We start from the raw sequence: 24826 nt of genomic DNA, 5'->3' as shown, positions 1-24826 counted from the left end.
GCAAGTAGTGGCGAGCGAACGCGGAAGAGGCCAAACCGGGAGTAGCAATATTTCCGGGGTTAGGACTGCGACATGTAGCTTTCATTTTTAACCGAACGCTTTGGGAAGAGCGGCGAAACAGGGTGATAGCCCCGTAGGTGAAAAGAATGGAGCGCTAGCAGGATCCAGAGTACCAGCGGACACGTGAAACCCGCTGGGAACATGGGGGGACCATCCTCCAAGCCTAAATACTACTCAGTGACCGATAGAGAAGCAGTACCGTGAGGGAAAGGTGAAAAGGACCCCGGGAGGGGAGTGAAAGAGAACCTGAAACCTTGTGCCTACAAGCACCGAGAGCACATTAACGTGTGATCGGGTACTTTTTGTAGAACGGTCCGGCGAGTTAATGTACGTAGCGAGGTTAAGGTACTGGAGTACCGGAGCCGTAGCGAGAGCGAGTCTGAAAAGGGCGAATGAAGTTACGTGTATTAGACCCGAAACCGGGTGACCTATCCATGAGCAGGCTGAAGTTGCGGTAAGACGCAATGGAGGGCCGCACCCACGTCTGTTGAAAAAGCCGGGGATGACTTGTGGATAGCGGAGAAATTCCAATCGAACTCGGAGATAGCTGGTTCTCCCCGAAATAGCTTTAGGGCTAGCGTTATTTTAGATTACCGGAGGTAAAGCACTGAATGGGCTAGGGGCCGCGAGGTTACCGAACCCTATCAAACTCTGAATGCCGGCTAATTGATGAATAGCAGTCAGACTACGAGAGATAAGTCACGTGGTCGAAAGGGAAACAGCCCAGATCTACAGCTAAGGTCCCAAATAGATACTAAGTGGAAAATGATGTGAAACTGCGAAAACAACCAGGATGTTGGCTTAGAAGCAGCCATACATTCAAAGAGTGCGTAATAGCTCACTGGTCGAGTGGTTTTGCGCAGAAAATGTAACGGGGCTAAGTATCTAACCGAAGCTTAGGCATTACAAGAAATTGTATTGGGTAGGGGAGCGTCGTATGCGGGGCGAAGTCAGAGCGAGAGCACTGGTGGACAGCATACGAGTGAGAATGCCGGAATAAGTAGCGAGAATTATGTGAGAATCATAATGGCCGAAAATCTAAGGTTTCTTGGGGAAGGTTCGTCCGCCCAAGGTAAGTCGGGAGCTAAGGCGAGGCCGAAAGGCGTAGTCGATGCACATACGGTAGAAATTCCGTAACCACCGAACTTTAAGCATAAGGGACGCTTTCATTAAGTCGAACCCCGGCGATGGTTGCCCGGGGCGAAAGGGACCGAAATTAAAGTAGGGAAGTCGATGGCGTGAGAGACGAGAAAAGCTTATGTGTATACTAAGGTGCCCGTACCGCAAACCGACACAGGTAGATGGGATGAGTATTCTAAGGCCAACGGGAGAAGGGTTGTTAAGGAACTCGGCAAATTGGCCCCGTAACTTCGGGATAAGGGGCGCCTACGAGAGTAGGCCGCAGTGAAAAGGCCCAAGCGACTGTTTAGCAAAAACACAGCTCTCTGCTAAATCGAAAGATGACGTATAGGGGGTGACGCCTGCCCGGTGCTGGAAGGTTAAGGGGAGTGCTTAGGAGCAATCCGAAGGTGCGAACTTAAGCCCCAGTAAACGGCGGCCGTAACTATAACGGTCCTAAGGTAGCGAAATTCCTTGTCAGGTAAGTTCTGACCCGCACGAATGGCGTAACGATTTGGGCACTGTCTCAACAGCCCGCCCGGCGAAATTGTAGTACCGGTGAAGATGCCGGTTTCCCGCAACTAGACGGAAAGACCCCATGGAGCTTCACTGTAGCTTGATATTGGATCTCGGTATTCCATGTACAGGATAGGTGGGAGCCTAGGAAGCACGTGCGCCAGCATGTGTGGAGGCAACCTTGGGATACCACTCTTGGGATATTGGGATTCTAACCTGCGGCCCTGAATCGGGTCGGGGGACACTGTCAGGTGGGCAGTTTGACTGGGGCGGTCGCCTCCAAAAGAGTAACGGAGGCGCTCAAAGGTTCGTTCAGCACGGACGGAAATCGTGCACTGAGTGTAAACGCATAAACGAGCCTAACTGCGAGAATGACGGTTCGAGCAGTAACGAAAGTTGGAGTTAGTGATCCGGCGGTATGTGAATGGAAATGCCGTCGCTCAACGGATAAAAGCTACCCTGGGATAACAGGCTGATCTCCCCCAAGAGTCCACATCGACGGGGAGGTTTGGCACCTCGATGTCGGCTCATCGCATCCTGGGCTGAATTCGGTCCCAAGGGTTTGGCTGTTCGCCAATTAAAGCGGTACGCGAGCTGGGTTCAGAACGTCGTGAGACAGTTCGGTCCCTATCTGTTGCGGGCGCAGGAATATTGAGAGGAGCTGTCCTTAGTACGAGAGGACCGGGATGGACGTACCGCTGGTGCACCAGTTGTTCTGCCAAGGGCATAGCTGGGTAGCTAAGTACGGACGAGATAAACGCTGAAGGCATCTAAGCGTGAAACTCCCCTTGAGATAAGTATTCCCACCCTTCGGGGGTAAGGCCCCTTGTAGACTACAAGGTTGATAGGTCAGGAGTGGAAGTGTGGTAACACATGCAGCGGACTGATACTAATAGGCCGAGGGCTTGACCTCATTATTAGAGGTAACCTCAAATCTCTTATAGCTTGTAAGTAGTTGTTGTTCAGTTTTCAGGGTATAAACCTTGAAAGAGTTTCCGAGAGAGCGATCTTGAGGGAAGTATGCACCATTAGCTCAGTTGGTAGAGCAACTGACTCTTAATCAGTGGGTCCACGGTTCGAGCCCGTGATGGTGTACCAGAACGGTGCGCTGTGGGATCGGGGAAAAGCCGATTCCCACGGTGGTGCCGAAAGACATACCGGAGAAGCTGAAATGGCCCGTTGGTCAAGCGGTTAAGACGGCGGCCTCTCACGCCGCAAACGGGAGTTCGATTCTCCCACGGGTCACCATTCCAAAGAATGGACTTGACAGAAGCGGCGAAACGTGGTATGTTAGACAAGCGGTTAAGCACGAGAGTGTTTACCAAATATAGTGCGTGTTAATGGTGGCGAGGGTACACCTGTTCCCATTTCGAACACAGTAGTTAAGCTCGCTTACGGTGACAATACTTGGCTGGCGACGGCCCGGGAAGATAACTCAATGCGCACACTCATGAGACGGCAACTTCGGTTGCCGTCTTTTTCTATTACAGGGAGGGCCTTTTCATGTATGAGTATATTCTGTTTGATCTGGACGGTACGCTGACCGATCCGCGCGAAGGCATAACCAAATCGGTGCAGCACGCCCTGCGCGGTATGGACATCGAAGAACCCGATCTGACGGCGCTTGAGCATTTTATCGGGCCGCCGCTGTATGATGAGTTTATCCGCTGCTATGGCTTTGACGATGGAGGAGCCAAACGTGCGGTTTCCCTTTACCGAGAGCGATTCAGTGTGATCGGCTGGCGAGAAAATTTGTTGTTTGACGGTGTGCATGAGCTGCTCAGCGCGTTAAAGAGGAGCGGTAAGCGGCTCGCGATCGCTTCTTCTAAGCCCACGGTCTTTGTGGAAAAGATTTTGGACCTGTTTGCAATAGCCTGCTATTTTGACGCGGTTTCGGGTGCGAGTCTGGATGGGGTAATCAGCAGAAAGGAGCAGGTAGTCGCGCAAGCGCTCTCTATGCTGGGCGTGACGGATAAATCGGCGGCAGTACTGGTGGGCGACCGTTTCCACGATGTGGAGGGAGCGCACCGAAACGGGATTGCCTGCGTAGGGGTGACCTTTGGCTTTGGCGGTTTGGAGGAGCTATCGCACGCGGGCGCGGACCATATTGCCGCTACTATGGACGAGCTGTTTGGGGTGCTTTGCCGGTAATTGTCGCGTTTTCACAAAATATGTCGGTTTATAACACGAGCGGTCATTGAACGTGGCAAAATACCATGATACAGTAAAGGTAGAGTTTCGGTACAGAATATGAAACATACGGGAGGAAATCATCATGGGTGTATTTGTCGATCTGTTCAAGTCGATCAAGGACATGAAGGCGCTGGGCAAGCTGATGGAGAAGATTCAGCCTGAGCTCGACCGTTTGGAGGCCGAAGGCAAGCTTCCGGCGGATTTGAAAACTGCAATGGACGCGGTGAAAAATGCGGATAGTACCAAAGGCGCCAGCGCGGGCGAGACTGCCGGGAAACTAGAGCATTTGGTACAGCAGTTGGAACAGCACGAAGACCTGTTCCCGGATAGCTTCAAGAGCCTGATCAGTAAATTTGAATCCGTATCCGACGACTTGGAGGGAATCGCCAAGCGTGTGGACGGTCTAAATAAGAAATAACAAAAAGCGAGGAACCATCCGGTTCCTCGCTCAGCGTGTCGACAAAGCCGACACGCTGTCTAGGGGGCATCCAATGCCCCCTAGATACTCGACCAGTTCCGGAGAAACCGGTCTCGATACCCCCGGGTTACGCGCCCGATGCGCGGGTCGAGGTGTTTTTTCGAGGTACACGCCCCCGAAAAAACGGATTTTACGTCGCTTCGCTCCATTTTCCATTCTATGCGCGCTGCGGCGAGCGACCTTTGTCTACAGTCTGAGCGAGGAACCACCGGTTCCTCGCTTTTTGTTATTTCCAAGGAAGTTTTCCTTTCAGCCAGCCTTGCTCTTGCCAATAGGCGTGGTCTCGCGGCGTAAGGCCGCCTCCCATCCGCTTGCTGAGCCAGTAGCGCGCCCGCACGCCTATGCGCGGCTTGGACCGCCTTGCGGATAGGATCCGGCGGGCCAGCTTGCCCATGTCCTGTTCGATCGCAGACTTGATTTTCGGCTTTACCTGCTGCGGATGCAGCGCCTGCACGCGCCGGCCATAGGCGTAGACATGCCCCACGCCCCACCAATTCATGCTGTCCTTTAGATCACCCAGCGTCTGTTTGGTACCGCTGCCCGCAGCGGTCGTTAGTAAGACGGCGGTCTTGCCTGTCATGGAACCGTTCGGCCGGTGGATAAGCCAACGGCAGCCCAAATGATCAAGAAAACTTTTCATAGCGCCGGTCACGTGATAAACGTACACCGGACTGGCAAGAATGATTACATCGGCCGCGTCGATGGCCTGTAAGATGGGTTGCAGCTGATCGCCCGCTTGCACGCAAAGCGGCGCGGCAGCCTCAAAGCAGGCACAGCAGCCGTTGCAGACGTGGCCAAAATCGCGCGGCAGAAAAAATTCGGATAATTCGTCCTGCGTATGCGGCAGCCGGCCGATCAGCGCACGCGCCAGTTCCACGGTGCTTCCCACATGATTGGTTCCATAAATCGCTGTGATCTTCATATTGGTTCCCTTCTTGCGTTTTTTTGATAAACCCAGTATAATCGGGGTGACGCGGCTGTGTCAATGCTTTGTATGCAGGTGGCACACCGATTGGAAGTATAAAACCGCCTTTACCATTGGGCGCGAATGTGGTAGAATAAGGGCGTATGCAAACGACGGACATGGAATGGAAAGGAGACGGGCGATGAACATCCGATATGAGCTGCCGCTGCTAGCGGTGCGGGACGTGGAGGTCTCCAAGCGGTTTTATGAGGAGCTGTTCGATCAGCAAGTCACACTGGATCTGGGACGCAATGTGACGCTTTCGGGCGGATTCGCATTGCAGCAGGATTTTGATTGGCTTGTAGGGATCCCCAAGAGCACGATCCTGCACCAGAGCAATAATATGGAGCTTTATTTTGAAGTAGACGATTTCGACGCGTTTTTGGACAGGCTGACCAGCCATCCGGACGTTGATTTGGTGCACCCGGCCAAGAAATACGAGTGGCAGCAGCGCGTGGTGCGCCTGTACGACCCGGATTGGCATATGATCGAGGTGGGCGAATCGATGGCGGTCATCGCCAGACGTTACCTTGACGAAGGCCACAGCGTGGAACAGACAGCGGAGATCATTCAGCACCCGGTGGAGTTTGTGGAGAATTGCAGGAAAGGGTTGGAATAAAGCCATGTTCGGTTATGAGCCGGAATTTGTAGGCTGTGGAGACGCGCGCATTGCCTACTTCGATGTAGGGCGCGGCAAGCCGCTGATACTGCTGCACGGCAATGGGGAGGACAGCAGCTACTTTAAAGCGCAGATCCCCGAGTTTTCACGTTTTTACCGCGTGATCGCGGTGGACAGCCGCGGCCATGGACAGTCGGAACGCGGCAGTCAGGGGCTTTCGTTTGCGCTCATGGCGCAAGACCTGAAAGCGGTGTTGGACACGCTGGGCATTGAAAAAGCTTTTATTCTAGGCTTTTCGGACGGCGGCAATCTGGCGATTAAATTTGCGCTGACTTATCCGCAATATGTGGATAAGCTGATCCTAAACGGCGCAAATGTGGAAATGTTCCGCGGGATCAAGCCGCGGATACAACTGCCGTTGTATCCGGTTTACGGCCTGCTCTCCGTGCTGGGCAAGCGCAGCGGAAAAGCGGCGCATAAAAGGGACGTGCTCGGTCTGATGGTGCATCCGTACGGCGTCAAGATGGAAGATCTGGCGCGTATCACCGCGCCGACGCTGCTGATCGTCGGCGAGCACGACTTGATCCGCGAAAAGCAGACGCGGGAGATCGCGGCCCGTATCCCGGACAGCCGAGTCGAGGTGTTCCGGGACGGCGACCATTTTGTGGCCGCCAGACAGCCCGCGCGGTTCAACCGCACGGTGATAGAATTTTTAATGGGAAGATGAAAAACAATGCAGTTTATCAAAGCCGGCGAGTGCGCCGAGAGCAATATCTTTAATCAACTGGATCAGAAAAAGCAGGCGCTGCTGCGGGGCGGCAAGGATGTGATCAACCTTTCGATCGGTACGCCTGATTTCCAACCGGATGAACATGTGATGCGCGCGGTGAGCGAGGCTTGCCTTGACCCGATGAATTACCGGTATTCGTTGACCGAAACGCCCGCGCTGTTGCAGGCGGTGCAGAATTGGTATCGGCGGCGGTATGACGTTGCGCTGGAAAACGACGAGATCATGGCGGTGTGCGGCTCGCAGGAGGGCATTGCGCACGTGGGGTTTGCCTTTGCGGGCGAGGACGGCTTGATCCTTGCGCCCGATCCGGGGTACCCGATCTTCTCCTTCGGTCCGATGATGACAGGCGCGACGATCGGCCTGTATCCTTTGCGCGAGGAGAACGGCTGGGTGCTTGATTTTGCCGATATCCCGGACGACGTGGCCGACCGGGCCAAGGCGATGGTGGTATCCTATCCCAACAACCCGACGACCGCGGTCGCGGACCGTGCGTTTTATGAAAAGCTGATCGCGTTTGCAAAAAAACACGAAGTGATCATCATTCACGATAACGCGTATTCCGACTTGCTGCTGAATGGACAAACGGGTATCTCGTTCCTATCCGTTCCCGGTGCCAAGGAGGTAGGTATTGAATTCAATTCCCTTTCCAAGACCTACAACCTGACCGGCATGCGCGTTTCCTTCGCGCTGGGCAATGCAGAGGTGCTTCGCGCGTTCCGCGCGTTTCGTTCCCAGATCGATTACGGTATGTTCTATCCCGTGCAAGCGGGCGCGGTCGCCGCGCTCACCGGCCCGCAGGATATCGTGCGGCGCAACCGGGAAGGCTATATGGCGCGGCGTGACGCGCTGTGCGGCGGGCTGCGCGCCATTGGCTGGGACGTGGCGGACGCTGCGGGCACCATGTTCGTTTGGGCCAAGATTCCGCCGCATTTCAGCAGCTCGGTCGCATTTGTGATGGAGCTGATGGAGAAGACCGGCGTAATCTGCGTGCCGGGCGACAGCTTCGGCGCGCGCGGGAAGGGCTATGTGCGCTTTGCGCTTGTCGTACCGCCGGAGCGCATGAGCGAAGCCGTACGCCGCATTGCGGAAAGCAAAATACTTTTGAAATAATTAGGAGTTAGGAATTAGTAATTAGGAATTATGGAATCGGCCAAAGGCCGACCAATCAAATTTGCCGCGCTATGCGCGGCACCGCAATTACTCACTACTAATTAAAAAGGGGTTTTTTTATGAAGCTAATCTCCTGGAACGTAAACGGCCTGCGCGCCTGCATGGGCAAGGGCTTTTTGGATTTTGTCGCGGCAGAGCAGCCCGACATGCTGTGCCTGCAGGAGACCAAAATGCAGCAGGGACAGGCCGATGTGCCGCTGGACGGCTATCGGGAATACTGGAACTCCGCCGAGAAAAAGGGCTATTCGGGCGTTGCGCTGTTTTCGAGGACCGAGCCGGAACAGGTGACGTACGGCCTTGGCATCGAGGAGCACGATCACGAAGGCCGTGTGATCACGGCGGACTATGGTGAGTTTTATCTGGTCACGGTGTACACACCCAATTCACAGGACGAGCTTAAGCGTCTGGACTACCGCATGCAATGGGAGGACGCGTTCCGCGCCCATTTGCAGAAACTCGATACGGAAAAGCCGGTGATCGTCTGCGGAGACATGAATGTCGCCCATGAAGAGATTGACTTGAAAAACCCCAAGACCAACCGCAAAAACGCGGGTTTTTCGGATGAGGAGCGGCAGAAAATGACCGAGCTGCTGGGCGCGGGTTTTACCGATACGTTTCGCCATTTTTATCCCGATCTGGAAGGGGCGTATTCCTGGTGGAGCTACCGCTTCCGCGCGCGGGAAAAGAACGCGGGGTGGCGCATCGACTATTTTCTGGTCTCCGACCGGTTTATGGACCGCGTGAAGGACGCAAAAATCCTGTCCGATGTGTTCGGCTCCGACCATTGTCCGGTCGTGCTGGAAATCGAATAAAAAAGGCGGCGCAAGCCGCCTTTTTTTAATGAATAATTAGTAATGAGTAATGAGTAATTTAGGAGGTTCGCTCCCGCTCACAATTAAATGATCGCGAGCGGGAGCGAGCTACCACAATTACTCATTCCTAACTACTAATTTCTAATTATCCCAAAAGCGCGATCATGACGGGAATGGTCAGCGCAGAAAGCAGCGTGGATACCGCGACGGCGCGGGTGGAGAACAGATAATCCGTGCCGAACATGCGGGCGAACATGGGCGCCGCCATGGCGACCGGCGCGGACACGCTGATCAGCAGAGACTGCCGCACCGCGTGCTCCAGCGGCAGCATCCGGTACAGCGCGAGCATGATGAGCGGCAGCACCAGCAGGCGCAGCCCGGTGACAAGGTAAACGTCCCGCCCGCGAAAACACGATTTCAGATCGCATTGAGCAAGAAAGGACCCCAGAACCAACATGGCCACCGGCGTATTGAGCGAAGCGACATAACCGACGGCCTGCGAGGGGATAGAGGGGAGCGTAAAGGGCGTCAGAAACAGCACAAGGCCGATCGCGAGCGATACGGTGCCCGGGTTGACCAGCGCGTTTCGCAGCCTGTGCTGCGCCTTTTCCGGCGCGCCCTGCGACAGCTGATCGACGCCGTAGCTCCACAGCAGCAGATTGTTTACCACGATGAACGCCGAGCCGAGAAACAGGCCATAGGAGCCAAGCAGCGCCTCGAGCAGCGGCAGCGCCATAAAACCGCAGTTGGTAAAGACCAAACAAAAACGTTTATCCGCAAAATTGGGGTGCGCGCCGCCCTTGCGAAACACCGCGTGCGCGAGCAGGATGGAGACCAGCGCATATAAAAACGCGCACAAGACCGACACGATCAGATCGTGCGCGAGCGCGGGATCGAAGCTGCGCTCGAACGAATGGATGATGACCGCGGGAGCGACCACACGATTGAGGACGACGGAAAGGTTGGCCGCGCCGGCGTCGCCCAGATAGCCAAGACGCGAGCAAACGAAGCCGACTGCCATCAATAAAAACATGACGGCGATTTGGGCGACTAAAAGCCGGATATTGTCTAGCAAGACCGCTTACCCCCCTTTACGGATGCTGTTATTCCTATGATAGTCCACCGGAACGACGATGTCAATGCGGCGCATATATAAACCGATGAATCTTTAGAGCATGTTTCACCGGACGCGCTCATAGGATAGAGCGGAAAGGGTGAGATAGGTTGAAAAAGTTGCTGATAACGGCGCTGATCGGCTGTATGCTGCTGGTGCAGGCGGCGGCGCTGCCTGAAATGGGGGCGCTCCATGCAAAATCGGCGGCGCTATATGCCGCAAACGGCCAGATGCTGTATGAGTTTAACGCGGATGAACAGTTGCAGCCCGCCTCTGTGACCAAGATCATGACCATGCTGCTGGCCATGGAGGCGCTCGAGCGGGGCGAGGTAACGCTGGATACTATGATAACGGGCAGCGAATACGCTTGCTCGATGGGCGGCACGCAGATCTGGCTGGAACCGGGCGAGCAGCTTTCTCTGAACGATATGCTCAAGGCGATCGCGGTGGGTTCGGCAAACGACTGCGCGGTCGCGGTGGCCGAACACTTGGCGGGCACGGAGGCGGCCTTTGTTGAGCGGATGAACACGCGCGCGGCCGAGCTTGGCTGCACGGGCACGCAGTTTATTAACGCCAACGGGCTGGACGGTATCGGACAGAAGACGATGACCACGGCGCGCGATCTAGCGCTGATCTCCTGCGAGCTTTTAAAGCATCCGAAAATACTGGACTACACCGGCATTTGGATGGATACCGTGCGGGGCGGCAAATTCGGGCTGGCCAATACGAATAAGATGCTGAAAAGCTATCAGGGCTTGACCGGGCTCAAGACCGGCTATATCTCGGAGGCGGGCTTTTGCATATCGGCGAGCGCCGAGCGGGACGGTCTATCGATCGTGGCGGTGGTGATGGCCGCGCCGACCAAGGAGGACCGCATGGCGGACGCGACCGCGCTGCTGAATTACGGCTTTGCCAATTTCGCCGTGTATACGCCGCCGGCGGATGTGCTGCGGCCCGTCCCGGTAAAGCTTGGAAAAACGGATACCGTGCAGCCCGCGATGGAGAGCAGCAGCCTTGTGATCGAAAAGGCGAAAGCGGCCGAGCTGGAAACCACGCTGGATCTGCCGGAAACGCTCACCGCGCCGGTGGAGCAGGGGCAGACGATCGGCGAGCTGACGGTTTCGAGCGGGGGCGAAACCGTGCTGCGCGTGCCGCTCACCGCGGCGGAAGCGGTGGAAGCGAAGGGAATCGGCAGCCTGTTCCTTGATTTTTGGGGCGGCATGCTCGGCGGATAGCGTTTTGGTCCCGCGTCTTCATTGAAATGGTATAAATTAAGAGAAGTTCGGAAATGGTGCTTGAGCTTTTTCACAATCTATGTTACACTTATTTTAACCTCAAACGGTTGGGAGGAATTAATATGGTAAAAGTTATTATGGGCGGCACCGGATCCGGCAAAACGAAGGAACTCATCGATCGGGTCAACGCCGCGGTTACAGAAGAAAAGGGCAGCGTGGTATGCATCGCGCGCGGCAGCAAGCTGACGTTTGATATCTCGCATGACGCTCGTCTGATCGACGCGGAAGATTATGCGATCAAGGACTATGATACGCTGCTTGGTTTCTTGTGCGGCATTCATGCCGGCAATTATGACATCACCAGCATCTTTATCGACGGTCTGTATAAGGTTGCGGGCAACAAGGAACTGGCGCAGGCGGAAAAGTTTTTGGGTTCGCTCGAACAGTTTGCTGAGAAATACGGCGTGAAGATCACCGTGGCCATCAGCGAAGATGTGGCTAACGCGACGGATAACATCAAAAAGTTTTTCTAAAAATTACTTAACCCGTCTTTGCAAAATAGCAATAGACGCAATCGATAAGATTGCGTCTATTTTTTTATGCATTCCGCACAATAACGCGATAAAGGGCGAAAATTTTTTAGAAAATAATGATGAAAAGTGTTTCACTTTTTGGTTACATTAGGTATAATAAAAGCGATGTGTGGGATAGGGGGAAGCTTTGCCTTTTTTGAACTTCAAAAAAGTGGGCCGAACTCTTGCATCAATCGAAGCCTTGGGGGGATGCGGTTGAAGAAAAAGAAGACGGATTGGTCGGTTTGGCGCTACCTGATCTATTTTACGCAGGTTGGCGTCACGATGATCACGCCGCCGCTTGTCTGCGCTTTCGCGGCTGTTTGGCTGCGGGACAAATTTCAGTGGGGCAACGGCGTGGTAATCGCGGGCATTCTTTTGGGAATCGCGATAGCGGTCGTCGGACTGCGGGACTTTTTGCGGTTCACCGAAAAGAAGGCAAGGCAAAGCGAGAAGGAAAGGGAGGACGATACGTGAACGGAATGGAGATCGTCCGGCAGGAAGCCGGACGCCTGACGCGCGGCATGGTCCCGCTTTTGCTGATCGCGTTCGGCGCGCTCACCCTGTTTGGATATGGTGGCGTGCGCACGGCGGTCAGCCTGCTGCTCGGCGCGGCCTACGCGATGGGACTGTTCTGGATGATCGGGAAAAACGCCGTGAAAGCGGTGCACTTTCCGCCTGAAACAGGCAAGCGTATCGTTCAGCGTGGGTTTCTCATCCGCTATGTGCTGACCGGGGCGGTGGTCTTTCTGGCAATCAAATCGCCTTTTCTCAATCCGCTGGCAGCCGTGCTGCCGTTGTTCTTCCCCAAGATCATTTTACTAACTTCCAGTGTATTTCAAAAGAAAGGAGGTTAATGTGTGAACGCACAGGTAACCGGACCAAAAGTCTACTGCTATCTCTTTGGCAGAACGGACATGCCCATTACCGAAACCATGCGCAACGCTTGGATTGTAATGGGGTTCATCCTGCTTCTCTGTCTCTTTTTGACCCACGGGCTGAAAAAGATTCCGAAAGGCAAGCAGGCGCTGGCGGAAAAGTTGGTTCTCATGCTGGACAATCTGGTCGACAGCACGATGGGGCCGGGCAGCCGCGCCTATACGCCCTATATCGCGGCGTTGCTGATGAGCTCGTTTTTCGGCTCGCTCGCCTCGCTGATCGGTCTGCGCTCCACCACGGCTGACCTGAACACCACGCTTGGCTGGGCGCTGATCACGTTCGCGATGATCACCTACACCAAGATCCGCTACGGCGGCTTCGGCGGCTATCTGAAAAGCTTTTTGGAGCCTATCTTTATCATGGCGCCGCTCAACGTACTCAGCGAAGTGGCAACCCCGGTTTCCATGTCCTTCCGTCATTTCGGCAACATGGCGGGCGGCCTTGTCATCACCACGCTGCTGCTTGGCGCGCTTCAGGTGCTGTCGAACGCCGTTCTCGGCTTTCTGCCTGTGCCCTTGCTGCAAATCGGCATCCCCGGCATTTTGTCGCTGTATTTCGATCTGTTCACGGCGGCCATGCAGGCATTTATTTTCAGTATGCTGACCATGTCCTATGTGGGCGCGGCGCGTGAAGGCTAAAACGCCAAAAACAAAAAGAATCCACTTTTTTCAAACATCATGAAGTAATCAGGAGGAAAAAATTATGGATCCCAAAGCATTCGTAGCAGGTATGTCCGCTCTCGGCGCCGGAATGGCAATGATCGCCGGCCTTGGCCCTGGTATCGGTGAAGGTTATGCGGCCGGTCAGGCCTGCTCGGCCATCGGCCGTCAGCCCGAAGCACAGGGCGATATCACCCGTACCATGATTCTCGGTATCGCTATGGCAGAGTCCACCGGTATTTACGCGCTGGTTATCGCGCTGATCCTGCTGTTCGCCAACCCGCTGATCGGCAAGGTGTAAACCTCGGTGATTCCTAAAACAGGAAGGAGGTAAACCTGTGGAGCAACCATTTGTCAATATAGGCTGGTGGGAGATCGTTGTAACAATCTGCAATACGCTCATCACCTTTCTGATCGTCAAGCGTTTCTTGTTTGGGCCGCTGCGCAAGATGCTCGCCGCGCGCGAGGAGGAAGTGCAAAGCATGTACGCTACCGCGGAAAAGACCCAGACCGAGGCCGAGCAGCTGCGTCAGGAATATACCGGACGCCTTGCTAAGGCCAAGGAGGAAGCCGCCGACATCGTTTCAAGCGCCACGCACCGCGCCACGGTCAGAAGCGAGGAGATCCTGAAGGACTCCACGCAGCAGGCCGCCGCAATGGTAAAGAAGGCGGAAGCCAATATCGCGCTGGAGCGCCAGAAAGCCCTGAACGAGATCAAGGATGAGATCGGCGGTCTGTCGGTCATGATCGCCTCGAAGGTCGTGGAACGCGACATCAACGAAGCCGACCATGAACGCCTGATCGAAGAGTTCATCAGCAAGGTGGGGTGAGCGAAACGTGGCGGATATTGTAAGCGAGCGCTACGCGCTCTCTCTGTACGAAGTGGCGCAGGGTGAAGCAAAGGATAAAGAATACCTCGATCAGTTTAACGCCGTCTGCGATGTTTTCCGTTTACAGCCCGATTTTTTGAAGGTGCTCACGACGCCTTCGATCGGCAAGGAGGACAAGCAGAAGGTTCTGAAAACGGTTTTTGAGGGCAGAATCGAACCTTATCTGCTCAATTTCCTGATGCTCATCACGGAAAAGGGCCGCGTCGGCCTGATTTTCGGTATGGCCGAGGCGTACAAGGAAATGTACTATTTCGATCACGACATCGTCGAGGTGCGCGCCGTAACGGCCGCGCCGATGAGCGAAGCGCTGACCGAAAAACTGCGTGACAAGATGTGTGCCGTGACCGGCAAGGAAGTCGTGCTTAATACGTCGGTGGATCAAAGTCTGCTTGGCGGCATTGTGGTAAAGGTGAACAACAAACAGTTCGACACCAGCCTGCGCACGAGACTATCCGAACTGGCCCGGCAGCTGACCAATACGATAGCGTAAGGAAGTAGGTGACTTTATGGAATTACGCCCCGAAGAGATAAGTAACATTATCAAAGAGCAGATCACAAACTACCAAAGCCAGATCAAACTGACCAATGTGGGCACGGTCGTCACCGTTGGCGACGGTATCGCGCACATTCATGGCTTGGAGGATTGTATGTCCGGCGAGCTTCTTGAGTTCGACGGCGGGGTATACGGCATGGCGCAGAACCTTGAAGAGGATCTGGTCGGCGCCGTTATTCTGGGCTCGGATCAAAATATCCGTGAGGGCGATACCGTCAAGCGCACGAACCGTATCGTCGAGGTGCCGGTAGGCGAGGCCATGCTCGGCCGCGTCGTAGACGCCCTCGGTGCGCCGATCGACGGAAAAGGACCAATCAACACGACCGAGGCGCGGCCGATTGAATGCCCGGCGCCGGGCATCATCGAGCGCGCGCCGGTCAACGTACCGCTGCAGACCGGCATCAAGGCGATCGACTCCATGATCCCGATCGGCCGCGGCCAGCGCGAGCTGATCATCGGCGACCGCCAGACCGGCAAGACCGCGATCTGCCTCGATACGATCATCAACCAGAAGGGCACGGGCGTTATCTGTGTCTATGTGGCGATCGGCCAGAAGCGCTCTACCGTGGCGCAGGTCGTCGAACAGCTTACCGCCGCGGGCGCGATGGACTTCACCTGTGTCGTCGCCGCGACCGCTTCGGAATCGGCGCCTTTGCAGTATATCGCGCCGTACTCCGGCTGCTCGATCGGCGAGTATTTCATGCACAAGGGCAAGGATGTGCTCGTTATTTATGACGATCTGTCCAAGCACGCGGTGGCTTACCGCGCCCTTTCTCTGCTGCTCCACCGTCCGCCAGGACGTGAAGCGTACCCCGGCGATGTTTTCTACCTGCACTCCCGCTTGCTGGAGCGCGCGGCAAACATCCAAGAGGGCGGCTCGCTCACCGCGCTGCCGCTGATCGAGACGCAGGCGGGCGACGTTTCGGCGTATATCCCGACGAACGTCATTTCGATCACGGACGGCCAGATATTCCTTGAGACTGAGCTTTTCAACTCCGGTATCCGCCCCGCGGTCAACCCCGGTATCTCGGTTTCCCGTGTAGGCGGCAATGCGCAGATCAAGGCGATGAAGAAGGTCGCGGGCACATTGAAGCTCGCGTATTCCCAGTACCGCGAATTGCAGGCGTTTTCGCAGTTCGGCTCCGATCTGGACGCCGATACCAAAAACCGTCTGGCGCAGGGCGAGCGTATCGTCGAAGTTCTCAAGCAGCCGCAGTCCAGCCCGATCGCGGTCGAAAACCAAGTTATCATCATCTACGCGGTCATTTCCGGCCACCTGCTGGATGTGCCGACGCACCTGATCGGCGCGTTTGAAAAGGAACTGTTCGAGTACATCGACGGCAACTACGGCGATATCCCGCAGACCATCCGCGCGACCAAGCAGATGGATGACGATATCAAGGAAAAGCTGGGCAAAGCCATTGAAGAGTTTAAGACCAAGTTCCTGTCCGAACATTAACCAGTAACCACTTGTTCGGAAGGAAGGAGGGAACAAAACGATGGCTTCCGGCAATATGAAAGACATTAAGCGCCGCATTCGCAGCGTGCAGTCGACCATGCAGATCACCAAAGCGATGGAGCTGGTCGCCTCCTCCAAAATGCGCCGCGCCAAGGAGCGCGCTTTGCGCGCCCGGCCTTATTTCAACACCATGTACAAGACGATCACCCGTCTGGCTTCCGCCACAAGGGATTCTGATTCGATCTACACCAAAAAGCGTGAGATCAAACACAGCCTGTACCTTGTTATCGCGGGCGACCGCGGCCTTGCGGGCGGCTACAATGCGAACGTATTCAAGCTCGCCGCCGCCAGCATGGAGGGCAAGAGCGCAAGCGTGATCACCATCGGCAAAAAGTCCGAGGAGCATTACGGCAAACGCGCATGGCCCGTTGTGGCAAACTATCCGGGTATCGCCGAAACGATGCAGATCAGTGACACGCACGATATTGTCGAGCGTACGCTGGAGCTGTTCCGCGCCGGCGAGGTGGACGAGGTGTTCCTGTGCTATACCGAGTTCGTATCCCCGCTGCAGCAGGAAGCCAAGTGCATCCAGCTGCTGCCCGCGAACTTCAGCAAGGCGGAGGAAAACGAGGATCAGAAGGGCCCTGCCGTTCTGATCGAGTACGATCCCTCGCCCGAAGCGGTGTTTGAGTCGATCATTCCCGAATACCTGTACGGCGTTTTATACGGCGCCGTGGTAGAGAGCTTCTGCTCCGAGCAGTCGGCGCGCCGTATGGCAATGGAAGCGGCGGCGGACAACGCCAGCGAAATGATCGAAAATCTCAACCTATCCTACAACCGCGCGCGTCAGGCCGCGATCACGCAGGAGATCACCGAGATCGTCGCAGGCTCGGGACAAGTAGGCGCTTAACGAATTAGTAATTAGTAATGAATAATTAGTAATTTCAAATAAGGCGCTCAGCTAATTAGGAGTTAGGAAGTAGGCAGCGGGAATGGTGGCCCGGTAATGGGCCGGTGATCAAATGGCGCGTAAAACGCGCCGCCAAAATTCCTAATTACTAACTACTAATTCCTAACTTTATCAAGGGAGTTTTGCCAATGAGTGAGCAGAATATTGGTACCGTTGTCCAGATCATTGGACCGGTACTGGACATCAAATTCGACGCCGACGCACTGCCCAAGCTGCTCAGCGCGATCACGATCGAGGCCGAAGGGCGCGTAGTCACGGTCGAGGTTGCGCAGCACATCGGTCAGGACACCGTGCGCTGCATCGCGATGCAGTCCACCGATGGCCTTGTGCGCGGCATGAAGGCGGTCGATACCGGTTCTCCGATCACCGTTCCGGTGGGCAACGAGAATCTGGGCCGTATCTTCAACCTGCTCGGCGAGCCGGTGGATAACATGCCCGCGGTCAAGACCGAAGAGCGCTGGCCGATCCACCGCCCCGCGCCCTCTTATGAGGAGCAGGAATCCACCACGGAAATCCTTGAGACCGGCATCAAGGTCGTCGACCTGATCGCGCCGTACGCGAAGGGCGGCAAGATCGGCCTGTTCGGCGGCGCCGGCGTCGGCAAGACCGTTATCATCATGGAGCTCATCAACAACATCGCCAAACAGCACGGCGGTATTTCGGTATTCACCGGTGTTGGCGAGCGTACCCGTGAGGGTAACGACCTGTATAACGAAATGCAGGAATCCGGCGTTATCAACAAGACCGCGCTGGTTTACGGCCAGATGAACGAGCCGCCCGGAGCGCGTATGCGCGTGGCGCTTTCCGGCCTGACCATGGCGGAGTACTTCCGCGACGTCGAGGGACAGGACGTGCTGCTGTTCATCGATAACATTTTCCGTTTCACGCAGGCCGGCTCGGAGGTATCCGCGCTTCTTGGCCGTATGCCTTCCGCCGTTGGCTACCAGCCGACGCTCGCGACCGAAATGGGCGCGCTGCAGGAGCGCATCACCTCGACCAAGAAGGGCTCTATCACCTCGGTACAGGCCGTTTACGTGCCCGCGGATGACTTGACCGACCCCGCGCCCGCAACGACGTTCTCGCATCTGGATGCAAAGGTCGTTCTGTCGCGTGATATCGCGTCCATGGGTATCTATCCCGCGGTCGATCCGCTGGATTCGTCCTCGCGTATTCTGGCGGCTGACGTCGTCGGTATCGACCACTACGATACCGCGCGCGCCGTGCAGTCCATCCTGCAAAAGTATAAGGATTTGCAGGATATTATCGCCATCCTCGGCATGGACGAACTGTCCGACGAGGATAAGCTGATCGTTGCCCGCGCCCGTAAGATCCAGAACTTCCTGTCCCAGCCGTTCCACGTGGCTGAGCAGTTCACGGGCATGGCTGGCAAGTACGTGCCGGTCGCGGAGACCATCCGCGGCTTCAAGGAGATTCTGGAAGGCAAGCACGACGACCTGCCCGAATCCGCCTTCCTGTTTGCCGGCACGATCGACGATGTTGTGGAGCAGGCGAAGAAGGGGGCTTAATATGTCTACCTTTCACCTCAAGGTGCTGACGACCGAACGCCAGTTTTATGATGGCGACGTGGATCGCATCGTCGTGCGTACAACGCAGGGCGATGTCGGCATTCTGCCGAACCACGTGCCGTATACGGCGGCGCTCGGCATCGGCGGCCTGACCGTCATTGCGAACGGCAGCGAGCGAATCGCCGCGGTTTCCGGCGGCTTTGTCGATGTTTCAAAGGACGGCACGGTCGTTCTGGCCCGCACCTGCGAATGGGCGGACGAGATCGACATCAACCGCGCCCGCGAAGCGGCCGAACGCGCGCGTGCGAAGCTCCAGCAGAAGGAGAGCGAGCACGAGCAGAACGTGGCGCAGGTCAAGCTGAAAAAGGCGATCAACCGTATGCGTATCGCCGAAGAAAAGTAAAAAAACGCGCTGCAATCATGATTGCAGCGCGTTTTTTTCGTATTCCGCTCGCGTGCCCGCGCGATTTATGGTATGATAGGGCGGTGATAGATACAAAGGGGAGGCGATTTCCGGTGAAACGAGTGCGCGGGCAGATGTCCGAATCGTTTGTGCTGGGGGCGCTGCTGGCGATTGTCGGCGGCTTTTTGGATGTTTATACGTATCTGTGCCGGGGCGGCGTTTTTGCAAACGCGCAGACCGGCAATATTGTTCTGCTGGGGCTTGATCTGTCGCAGGGAAAGTGGGCACACGCCCTGCGTTATCTGCTGCCGATCGCGGCGTTTGCGTTCGGCGTGATCGCGGTAGAGCTGATTCGGGGGCATTATCAGGGAAAACAGGATCAGGATATCAATATCCACTGGCGGCAGGTAGTCGTGCTGGCGGAGCTGATTCTGCTCGCCGTGACGGCGTTCGCGCCGCAGGCCTATAACATGGCGGTCAATACGGCGGTATCGTTCGTGTGCGCCATGCAGGTGGAAAGCTTCCGCAAGGTGCAGGGCAGCGCCTTTGCCACGACGATGTGCACGGGCAACCTGCGTTCAGGTACGGAGCAGCTCGTCATTTGGCGGCGAAACGGCGATGTGAACGCGCGGCGCAGGGGGCTTGTTTACTATTCGATCATTTTGTTTTTCATCCTTGGCGCTGTGGTTGGCGGTATGCTGACCGGCTGGTTCGCGGAGAAGGCTGTGCTTGCGGCATGCGCGCTTTTGGCGGTGGTGTTCTGCGTGATGTTCGTTAAGGAAGAGGAAAACATTAGGGAATGAACGGTCATTTTTAGGAATATGGTTTTGGCATTTGCGGAATATTGACGGTTTATGGCGCGTTTTGGTGGCTCACTGTGTTCGCGATAAAATGCGCGGCGGTAGCCGCGAGCGGCGGGCCGAGGCGTCCCGCCCTACGACAAAATGGTTGCTACCGCCGCAAATGGGTTATCTCCCATCGAATTTGTAGGGCGCGCCGCCCTCGGCGCGCCGAGAACGCAGCTCCAGTAAACGTGGGCGCGCGAAACTTTTTTAGGAGGTTCGCTGGCGCTCGCGATAAAATGCGCGGCGGTAGCCGCGACCGGCGGGCCGAGGCGTCCCGCCCTACAACAAAATGGTTGCTGCCGCCGCAAATGGGTTATCTCCCACCGAATTTGTAGGGCGCGACGCCCTCGGCGCGCCGAGAATGCAGCTCCAGTAAACGTGGGCGCGCGAAACTTTTTTAGGAGGTTCGCTGGCGCTCGCGATAAAATGCGCGGCGGTAGCCGCGAGCGGTGTGCCGAGGCATCCCGCCCTACAACGAAATGGTTGCTACCGCCGCAAACGGGTTATCTCCCACCGAATTTGTAGGGCGCGACGCCCTCGGCGCGCCGAGAACGCAGCCCCAGCAAAAGTGGGCGCGCGAAACTAGGCCGGTCTGGCCAAGCGAAGCAACCCGTCCACTGAATCCCTTGGAACCCGGTACAGCACCATAAAACGCTAGGTATTAAAAAAGAGACGGCAAGCGCCGCCCCAGATAGGACGCAGGGAAAGAGTGGAAGTCGAGAGGGAAGGGAAAACGTTAGGTGTCCGCTCCCTTTCGCCCCCGCGGCGGGAGCCGCAAGCTCTTTACGGATCATCATTTTCAAGGCAATATTCGATCATGGAGATGACAATGTTGTTCCAGCTGGTGTTGTTGATCAATGCGATTCGATCGATTTTTGCAACCAGAGATTTTTTGATATATAAAGATTTATAGGTCGTTTCTTCTTTATTCTGTGCCTGATTATAAGTAAATCTCACCGCTATCACCATATTGATTCTAACAGAAGTCCCCATCATATGGTAAACCAGAAATTTCTGATATAAATTTCTGTGAGATACAAAGAGGCCCGAATGCCGTATAATAAGGCGGGAGGTGATAACATGATCACCGACGAATGCCTCAACAAATGGTGCGTTTACTATGAGTCTGAAAAATGCAGACTGCCCGGCATCACCGTTAATGTATTTGGTATGTGTGAAAGCTGCGTCATGCTTGAACCGGACGAGGTCATAGCCGCGCCGCTGCGCCGGGAAACGGTCAGGCACTTCGACGAGATGGACAGCGCGATCGAGAAAAGAATAAAAAATGACCGCCCGATTGAGTGACCGGGCGGTCATTTTTACTGTTTTGGTGTCGAAGCTTGTTTGATTGATAGGGAAATGCGGTGCGTTTTGGGGTCTACAGAGAGAACGACCACATTGACGATATCGCCCACCGTCAGCACCTCGGAGGGGTGGCGGATGAACTTATTGCAGCACTGCGAGATATGGACCAGCCCGTCCTGATGCACGCCGATGTCGACGAACGCGCCGAAATCGGCTACATTGCGCACCGTGCCGGTCAGCTGCATGCCGGGCTTTAGATCGTTCAGATCCAACACGTCCGAACGCAGCAGCGGGGGCGGCAGCTCGTCGCGCGGGTCGCGGCCGGGCTTTTGCAGCTCGGAAACAATATCGTCCAGCGTCGGCACGCCGACGCCGCAGCGCTCCGCCGCGTTTTCGCGGCCCAGCTCGCGCACGCGCGCGGTCAGCTCGCCAAGCTTGCCCGCCGCCGCGTCCTGCACGGTATAGCCGCACAGCGTGAGCAGCGTTTCGGCCGCTTTGTAGGATTCGGGATGTACCGCCGTCCGGTCGAGCGGGTTGGCGCTTTCAGGCACGCGCAGAAAGCCCGCGCATTGCTCGTATGCCTTGGGGCCTAGGCCCTTTACCTTTAATAGCTGTCTCCGGCTCTCAAACCGTCCGTTTTGCTCGCGGTAGGCGGCAATATTTTTGGATACCGCGCCCGTGACGCCCGCGACCCGGCTCAGCAGCGCGGGCGAAGCCGTGTTCAGATCCACACCGACCGAGCTGACACAGTCCTCCACCACGCCGTCCAGCGCTTCGCTGAGCCGCGCCTGTGGCATGTCGTGCTGGTATTGGCCCACGCCGATCGCCTTGGGATCGATCTTGACCAGCTCGGCGAGCGGGTCTTGCAGCCGCCGGGCGATCGATACCGCCGAACGAAGGGAAACGTCAAATTCCGGAAATTCCTCCGCGCCCAGCTTGGAAGCGGAATAAACCGAAGCGCCCGCTTCGGATACCACCATATAGGAAAGCGCGCCGCCGTATTCGCGAATAAATTCGGCCACAAAGATCTCGCTTTCCTTGGAAGCCGTGCCGTTGCCGATCGCGATACAGGAAATATGGTGCCGGTCGCAAAGGCGCTTCAGGGTCTTTTTTGCGTCCTCTATCTTTTTGTGCGGCGGCGTAGGGTAGATCACCGCCGTTTCCAGTACCTTGCCGGTCTCGTCCACCACAGCCAGCTTGCAGCCGGTGCGGTAGGCTGGGTCAAAGCCAAGCGTCACGCGGTTTTTGATGGGCGGCTGCAACAGCAGCGGACGCAGGTTGAGCGCGAAGGTTTTAATTGCCTGCTCGCTTGCCGCGTCGGTCAGCTCGTTTCGTAGCTCTCGCTCAAGCGAGGGAAACAGCAAACGGCTCCAGCTGTCCGCCGTGGTGGCGCGCAGCAGCTCACCGAACGGATTTTTGGGGTGCAGCACAGCGCGGTTCAGGTTCACCATCGCTTCCGCGTCGTCCACGGTAAGGGTCACCTTTAGCTTGCCTTCCTTTTCGCCACGGTTGATGGCCAGCACGCGGTGACTTTGCAATTTGCGCACCGGCTCGGAAAATTCACGGTACATGGCATAAACCGCGTCTTCGTCATCCAGCCCGGCGGTGTGGAGCACGCCGGTGCGATGGATGAGCCCGCGCAGGCGGCCGCGGAGCGAAGCGTCGTCCGATATGTTTTCCGCTATGATGTCGCACGCGCCCGCGAGCGCCTCCTCCGCGGTCGCGACCTCCTTTTCCGGGTCAACATAGGGGGCGGCCAGTTCCTCGGCGGTGGGGATGGGACTGCGCGCGGCAAGCAGCGCTTCGGATAAAGGCTGCAGCCCCTTTTCGCGCGCGATCGACGCGCGCGTGCGGCGCTTGGGGCGATAGGGGCGGTAAAGGTCGTCCAGCGCGGCCAACGTTTGCGCTTGCATGATCGCGGCTTGCAGTTCGTCCGTCAGCTTGTCCTGCGCTTCGATGGAAGCGAGAATATCCGCGCGCTTTTCCTCTAAACTGCGCAGATACGCCAGCCGGTCGGCCAGCGTGCGGATCAGCTGGTCGTCCATCGTGCCGTGCATTTCCTTGCGGTAGCGCGCGATAAAGGGGACGGTGTTGCCCTCGTCCAGAAGCTGAACGACGTTTTTGACATGCTCTTCCTTTTGGCCCAGCTCGCGGGCCAAGATCTGTATCATTGTTTCCATCAAAATTCTCCTTTAATAGCTGTACTTATTTTACCAAAAATAAAAGACATGGTAAACCCATGTCTTTCAGCAATTTTAAATAAAAACAGCCTGCACCAAAAACATATATAGCGCCGTGCCCACGCCGATGGAAAGCAGGTTGTTGCGTTTCCACGCATGTAAAAGCGCGACGACGGCAATGCAAAGCAGCTCGGGCGCGCCATGCGGCGCGGAGACCCAGCTCACATTTTTGACACAGTACACCACCAGCAGCGCAATCACCGCGGGCGGCAGCGCTTCGCCCAAATAGCGGACGATGGGCGGAATGGGCTTTTTCCCGTTGAAAAGCAGGAAAGGGGCCACGCGCGTGGCAAAGGTGCACACGGCGGCGACAAGGATCATGGCGAGCGTGCGTCCGAAACTCACTTACGCCACCTCCTTAGACAGCTTGCCGCGCATGGCGACCAGCATAACGCAAATGGCCAGCATGGCGGGCAGGATGAACTGATCCGGCCCAAGCAGCGCGAGCGATACGGCCGCCGCGCCCAGCCCGAGAAAGGCGGGGATATGGCATTTGCTGCTCTTCCATTGCTCGACAAAGATGACGGTGAAAAGCGCGGTCATCGCAAAGTCGATACCGGTCGAATCGAACGGCAAAACGCCGCCGATTACAGCGCCGATGACCGAGCCGATGATCCAGTAGCTTTGATCGAGCAGCGCGATCGCAAACCGCATGGCGCTCGGGTCGACGCCCTCCGGCGTTTTGAGCGAGCAGAGCAGGGAATAGGTTTCGTCGGTCAGCGAAAAGATCATGTACGGTTTTGCCTTGCCCATCTGCTGAAACTGCTCTAAAAAGGATAGGCCGTAAAATATGTGGCGGCAGTTTAAAAGCAGCGTCATCACCGCGACGGTAACGAGAGAAGCGTTGGCGGATAACAGCGAAACGAGCAAATACTGCCCCGAGCCCGCGTAGATCGTCAAGCTGGAAAGAAACGCCCAAGGGGGCGCGAAGCCCGCGTCCCGCAGCATAACGCCGAACGCGAAGCCGATAAACAGATAGCCGCACAGCACCGGAACAGTCACGGCGAAGGCGGGGCGGAATGCTTTTTTCATGGGTAACACTCACCTACGGATTTTGAAAGAATGTCAATAGAAAAGCGCTCTGCAAGCAGAGCGCTTAGGATGCTTTTCAACGTTTGCTCTGATAAAATCAGACCGCACGAGTAACCTTGCCGGAGCGGAGGCACCGAGTACATACGTTGACATGGCGGGGAGTACCGTCGATAAGAGCCTTGACACGGCGAACGTTCGGCTTCCACGTCCGATTAGAACGGCGATGAGAGTGAGAAACCTGAATACCAAAGGTAACGCCCTTGCCGCAAATATCGCACTTTGCCATTTTCCTGCACCTCCTTTTTCCACGCATTGAGTAACGCATATTATATTACCACAAACTTCTGCCAAATGCAAGCGCTT

26 protein-coding genes, 2 tRNA genes and 2 rRNA genes (1 of these 30 only partly in view) are annotated in these 24826 nt (G+C 56.1%); 24 read left to right on the top strand and 6 right to left on the bottom strand.

From position 1 onward, the window contains the following. The 6 genes from RWV98_RS13565 to RWV98_RS13540 form a co-directional block, all read left to right on the top strand. Positions 1–2608: ribosomal RNA gene (locus RWV98_RS13565) — 23S ribosomal RNA — on the top strand (it extends 237 nt beyond the left edge of the window). A gap of 109 nt (positions 2609–2717) precedes the next feature. Next, positions 2718–2793: transfer RNA gene (locus RWV98_RS13560), tRNA-Lys, on the top strand. 75 nt (positions 2794–2868) lie between these two features. Continuing rightward, positions 2869–2943, top strand: a tRNA-Glu gene (locus RWV98_RS13555). Positions 2944–3025: 82 nt separating this feature from the next. After that, positions 3026–3142: ribosomal RNA gene (rrf, locus tag RWV98_RS13550) — 5S ribosomal RNA — on the top strand. 56 nt (positions 3143–3198) lie between these two features. Continuing rightward, entirely contained in the window at positions 3199–3846 is a 648-nt protein-coding gene (locus RWV98_RS13545; protein ID WP_317861387.1) for an HAD hydrolase-like protein, read from the top strand. Positions 3847–3970: 124 nt separating this feature from the next. Further along, a complete protein-coding gene (locus tag RWV98_RS13540) occupies positions 3971–4306 on the top strand; it encodes a hypothetical protein (protein ID WP_317861385.1) in 336 nt (111 codons plus the stop codon). Between the two features lie 286 nt (positions 4307–4592). Here RWV98_RS13540 and RWV98_RS13535 read toward each other — a convergent pair whose 3' ends face one another. Continuing rightward, positions 4593–5288, bottom strand: a complete 696-nt coding sequence (locus RWV98_RS13535; RefSeq protein WP_317861383.1) for a flavodoxin family protein — start codon at positions 5286–5288, stop codon at positions 4593–4595. A gap of 190 nt (positions 5289–5478) precedes the next feature. Here RWV98_RS13535 and RWV98_RS13530 point away from each other — a divergent pair, with 190 nt between their 5' ends. The 4 genes from RWV98_RS13530 to RWV98_RS13515 all read left to right on the top strand — a co-directional run bounded on the left by RWV98_RS13530 (position 5479) and on the right by RWV98_RS13515 (position 8721). Then, positions 5479–5949 (top strand): VOC family protein, encoded by a 471-nt coding sequence (locus RWV98_RS13530; RefSeq protein ID WP_317865769.1) that lies wholly within the window; start codon positions 5479–5481, stop codon positions 5947–5949. A gap of 4 nt (positions 5950–5953) precedes the next feature. Further along, positions 5954–6676: an alpha/beta fold hydrolase gene (locus RWV98_RS13525; protein WP_317861381.1), complete on the top strand. Its 723-nt coding sequence runs from the start codon at positions 5954–5956 to the stop codon at positions 6674–6676. 6 nt (positions 6677–6682) lie between these two features. After that, complete coding sequence (locus RWV98_RS13520) at positions 6683–7849, top strand: aminotransferase class I/II-fold pyridoxal phosphate-dependent enzyme (protein ID WP_317861379.1); 1167 nt, start codon at positions 6683–6685, stop codon at positions 7847–7849. A gap of 119 nt (positions 7850–7968) precedes the next feature. After that, positions 7969–8721 (top strand): exodeoxyribonuclease III, encoded by a 753-nt coding sequence (locus RWV98_RS13515; RefSeq protein WP_317861377.1) that lies wholly within the window; start codon positions 7969–7971, stop codon positions 8719–8721. A gap of 145 nt (positions 8722–8866) precedes the next feature. Here the strand turns inward: RWV98_RS13515 and RWV98_RS13510 are convergent, their stop codons facing one another. Beyond that, entirely contained in the window at positions 8867–9796 is a 930-nt protein-coding gene (locus RWV98_RS13510) for an AEC family transporter (protein WP_317861375.1), read from the bottom strand. 149 nt (positions 9797–9945) lie between these two features. Here RWV98_RS13510 and RWV98_RS13505 point away from each other — a divergent pair, with 149 nt between their 5' ends. The 14 genes from RWV98_RS13505 to RWV98_RS13440 all read left to right on the top strand — a co-directional run bounded on the left by RWV98_RS13505 (position 9946) and on the right by RWV98_RS13440 (position 21191). Next, positions 9946–11070 carry a D-alanyl-D-alanine carboxypeptidase family protein gene (locus RWV98_RS13505; protein WP_317861373.1) on the top strand — a complete coding sequence of 375 codons (1125 nt, stop codon included), beginning with the start codon at positions 9946–9948 and terminating at the stop codon, positions 11068–11070. Positions 11071–11192: 122 nt separating this feature from the next. Then, positions 11193–11603: a hypothetical protein gene (locus RWV98_RS13500; protein WP_317861371.1), complete on the top strand. Its 411-nt coding sequence runs from the start codon at positions 11193–11195 to the stop codon at positions 11601–11603. Between the two features lie 255 nt (positions 11604–11858). Continuing rightward, positions 11859–12119, top strand: coding sequence for an AtpZ/AtpI family protein (locus RWV98_RS13495; RefSeq protein ID WP_317861369.1), 261 nt, complete (start codon positions 11859–11861; stop codon positions 12117–12119). Positions 12120–12124: 5 nt separating this feature from the next. Then, the gene (locus RWV98_RS13490; RefSeq protein ID WP_317865767.1) at positions 12125–12499 is read left to right on the top strand and encodes an ATP synthase subunit I; all 375 of its coding nucleotides are present in this window, start codon (positions 12125–12127) and stop codon (positions 12497–12499) included. Positions 12500–12502: 3 nt separating this feature from the next. After that, positions 12503–13219: a F0F1 ATP synthase subunit A gene (locus RWV98_RS13485; protein WP_317861368.1), complete on the top strand. Its 717-nt coding sequence runs from the start codon at positions 12503–12505 to the stop codon at positions 13217–13219. A gap of 64 nt (positions 13220–13283) precedes the next feature. Further along, a complete protein-coding gene (atpE, locus tag RWV98_RS13480) occupies positions 13284–13541 on the top strand; it encodes an ATP synthase F0 subunit C (RefSeq protein ID WP_317861367.1) in 258 nt (85 codons plus the stop codon). Positions 13542–13578: 37 nt separating this feature from the next. Further along, the gene (atpF, locus tag RWV98_RS13475; protein ID WP_317861365.1) at positions 13579–14070 is read left to right on the top strand and encodes a F0F1 ATP synthase subunit B; all 492 of its coding nucleotides are present in this window, start codon (positions 13579–13581) and stop codon (positions 14068–14070) included. A gap of 7 nt (positions 14071–14077) precedes the next feature. Beyond that, complete coding sequence (gene atpH / locus RWV98_RS13470) at positions 14078–14620, top strand: ATP synthase F1 subunit delta (protein ID WP_317861363.1); 543 nt, start codon at positions 14078–14080, stop codon at positions 14618–14620. A gap of 16 nt (positions 14621–14636) precedes the next feature. Then, positions 14637–16142 carry a F0F1 ATP synthase subunit alpha gene (atpA, locus tag RWV98_RS13465; protein WP_317861361.1) on the top strand — a complete coding sequence of 502 codons (1506 nt, stop codon included), beginning with the start codon at positions 14637–14639 and terminating at the stop codon, positions 16140–16142. 40 nt (positions 16143–16182) lie between these two features. Further along, on the top strand, positions 16183–17052 hold the full coding sequence (atpG, locus tag RWV98_RS13460; protein ID WP_317861359.1) for an ATP synthase F1 subunit gamma: 870 nt from the start codon (positions 16183–16185) through the stop codon (positions 17050–17052). Between the two features lie 188 nt (positions 17053–17240). Beyond that, a complete protein-coding gene (gene atpD, locus RWV98_RS13455) occupies positions 17241–18638 on the top strand; it encodes a F0F1 ATP synthase subunit beta (RefSeq protein ID WP_317861357.1) in 1398 nt (465 codons plus the stop codon). 1 nt (position 18639) lies between these two features. After that, complete coding sequence (gene atpC / locus RWV98_RS13450) at positions 18640–19041, top strand: ATP synthase F1 subunit epsilon (protein ID WP_317861355.1); 402 nt, start codon at positions 18640–18642, stop codon at positions 19039–19041. 113 nt (positions 19042–19154) lie between these two features. Beyond that, entirely contained in the window at positions 19155–19844 is a 690-nt protein-coding gene (locus tag RWV98_RS13445; RefSeq protein ID WP_442872065.1) for a YoaK family protein, read from the top strand. A gap of 1122 nt (positions 19845–20966) precedes the next feature. Next, on the top strand, positions 20967–21191 hold the full coding sequence (locus RWV98_RS13440) for a hypothetical protein (RefSeq protein ID WP_317861353.1): 225 nt from the start codon (positions 20967–20969) through the stop codon (positions 21189–21191). Between the two features lie 14 nt (positions 21192–21205). On the opposite strand, the gene RWV98_RS13435 is transcribed toward RWV98_RS13440, so the two are convergent. From RWV98_RS13435 to rpmB, 4 genes are all read right to left on the bottom strand, one after another. Then, positions 21206–23371, bottom strand: coding sequence for a Tex family protein (locus tag RWV98_RS13435; RefSeq protein ID WP_317861352.1), 2166 nt, complete (start codon positions 23369–23371; stop codon positions 21206–21208). A gap of 75 nt (positions 23372–23446) precedes the next feature. Further along, a complete protein-coding gene (locus RWV98_RS13430; protein ID WP_419195990.1) occupies positions 23447–23776 on the bottom strand; it encodes a branched-chain amino acid transporter permease in 330 nt (109 codons plus the stop codon). Beyond that, the gene (locus RWV98_RS13425) at positions 23777–24463 is read right to left on the bottom strand and encodes an AzlC family ABC transporter permease (protein WP_317861350.1); all 687 of its coding nucleotides are present in this window, start codon (positions 24461–24463) and stop codon (positions 23777–23779) included. 97 nt (positions 24464–24560) lie between these two features. Then, positions 24561–24749, bottom strand: coding sequence for a 50S ribosomal protein L28 (gene rpmB / locus RWV98_RS13420; protein ID WP_280961300.1), 189 nt, complete (start codon positions 24747–24749; stop codon positions 24561–24563). Between the last annotated feature and the right edge of the window lie 77 nt (positions 24750–24826).

This window comes from Agathobaculum sp. NTUH-O15-33 (genome assembly GCF_033193315.1).
GTDB lineage: Bacteria > Bacillota > Clostridia > Oscillospirales > Butyricicoccaceae > Agathobaculum > Agathobaculum faecihominis_A.
This window is presented reverse-complemented; position numbering and strand designations above follow the sequence as displayed.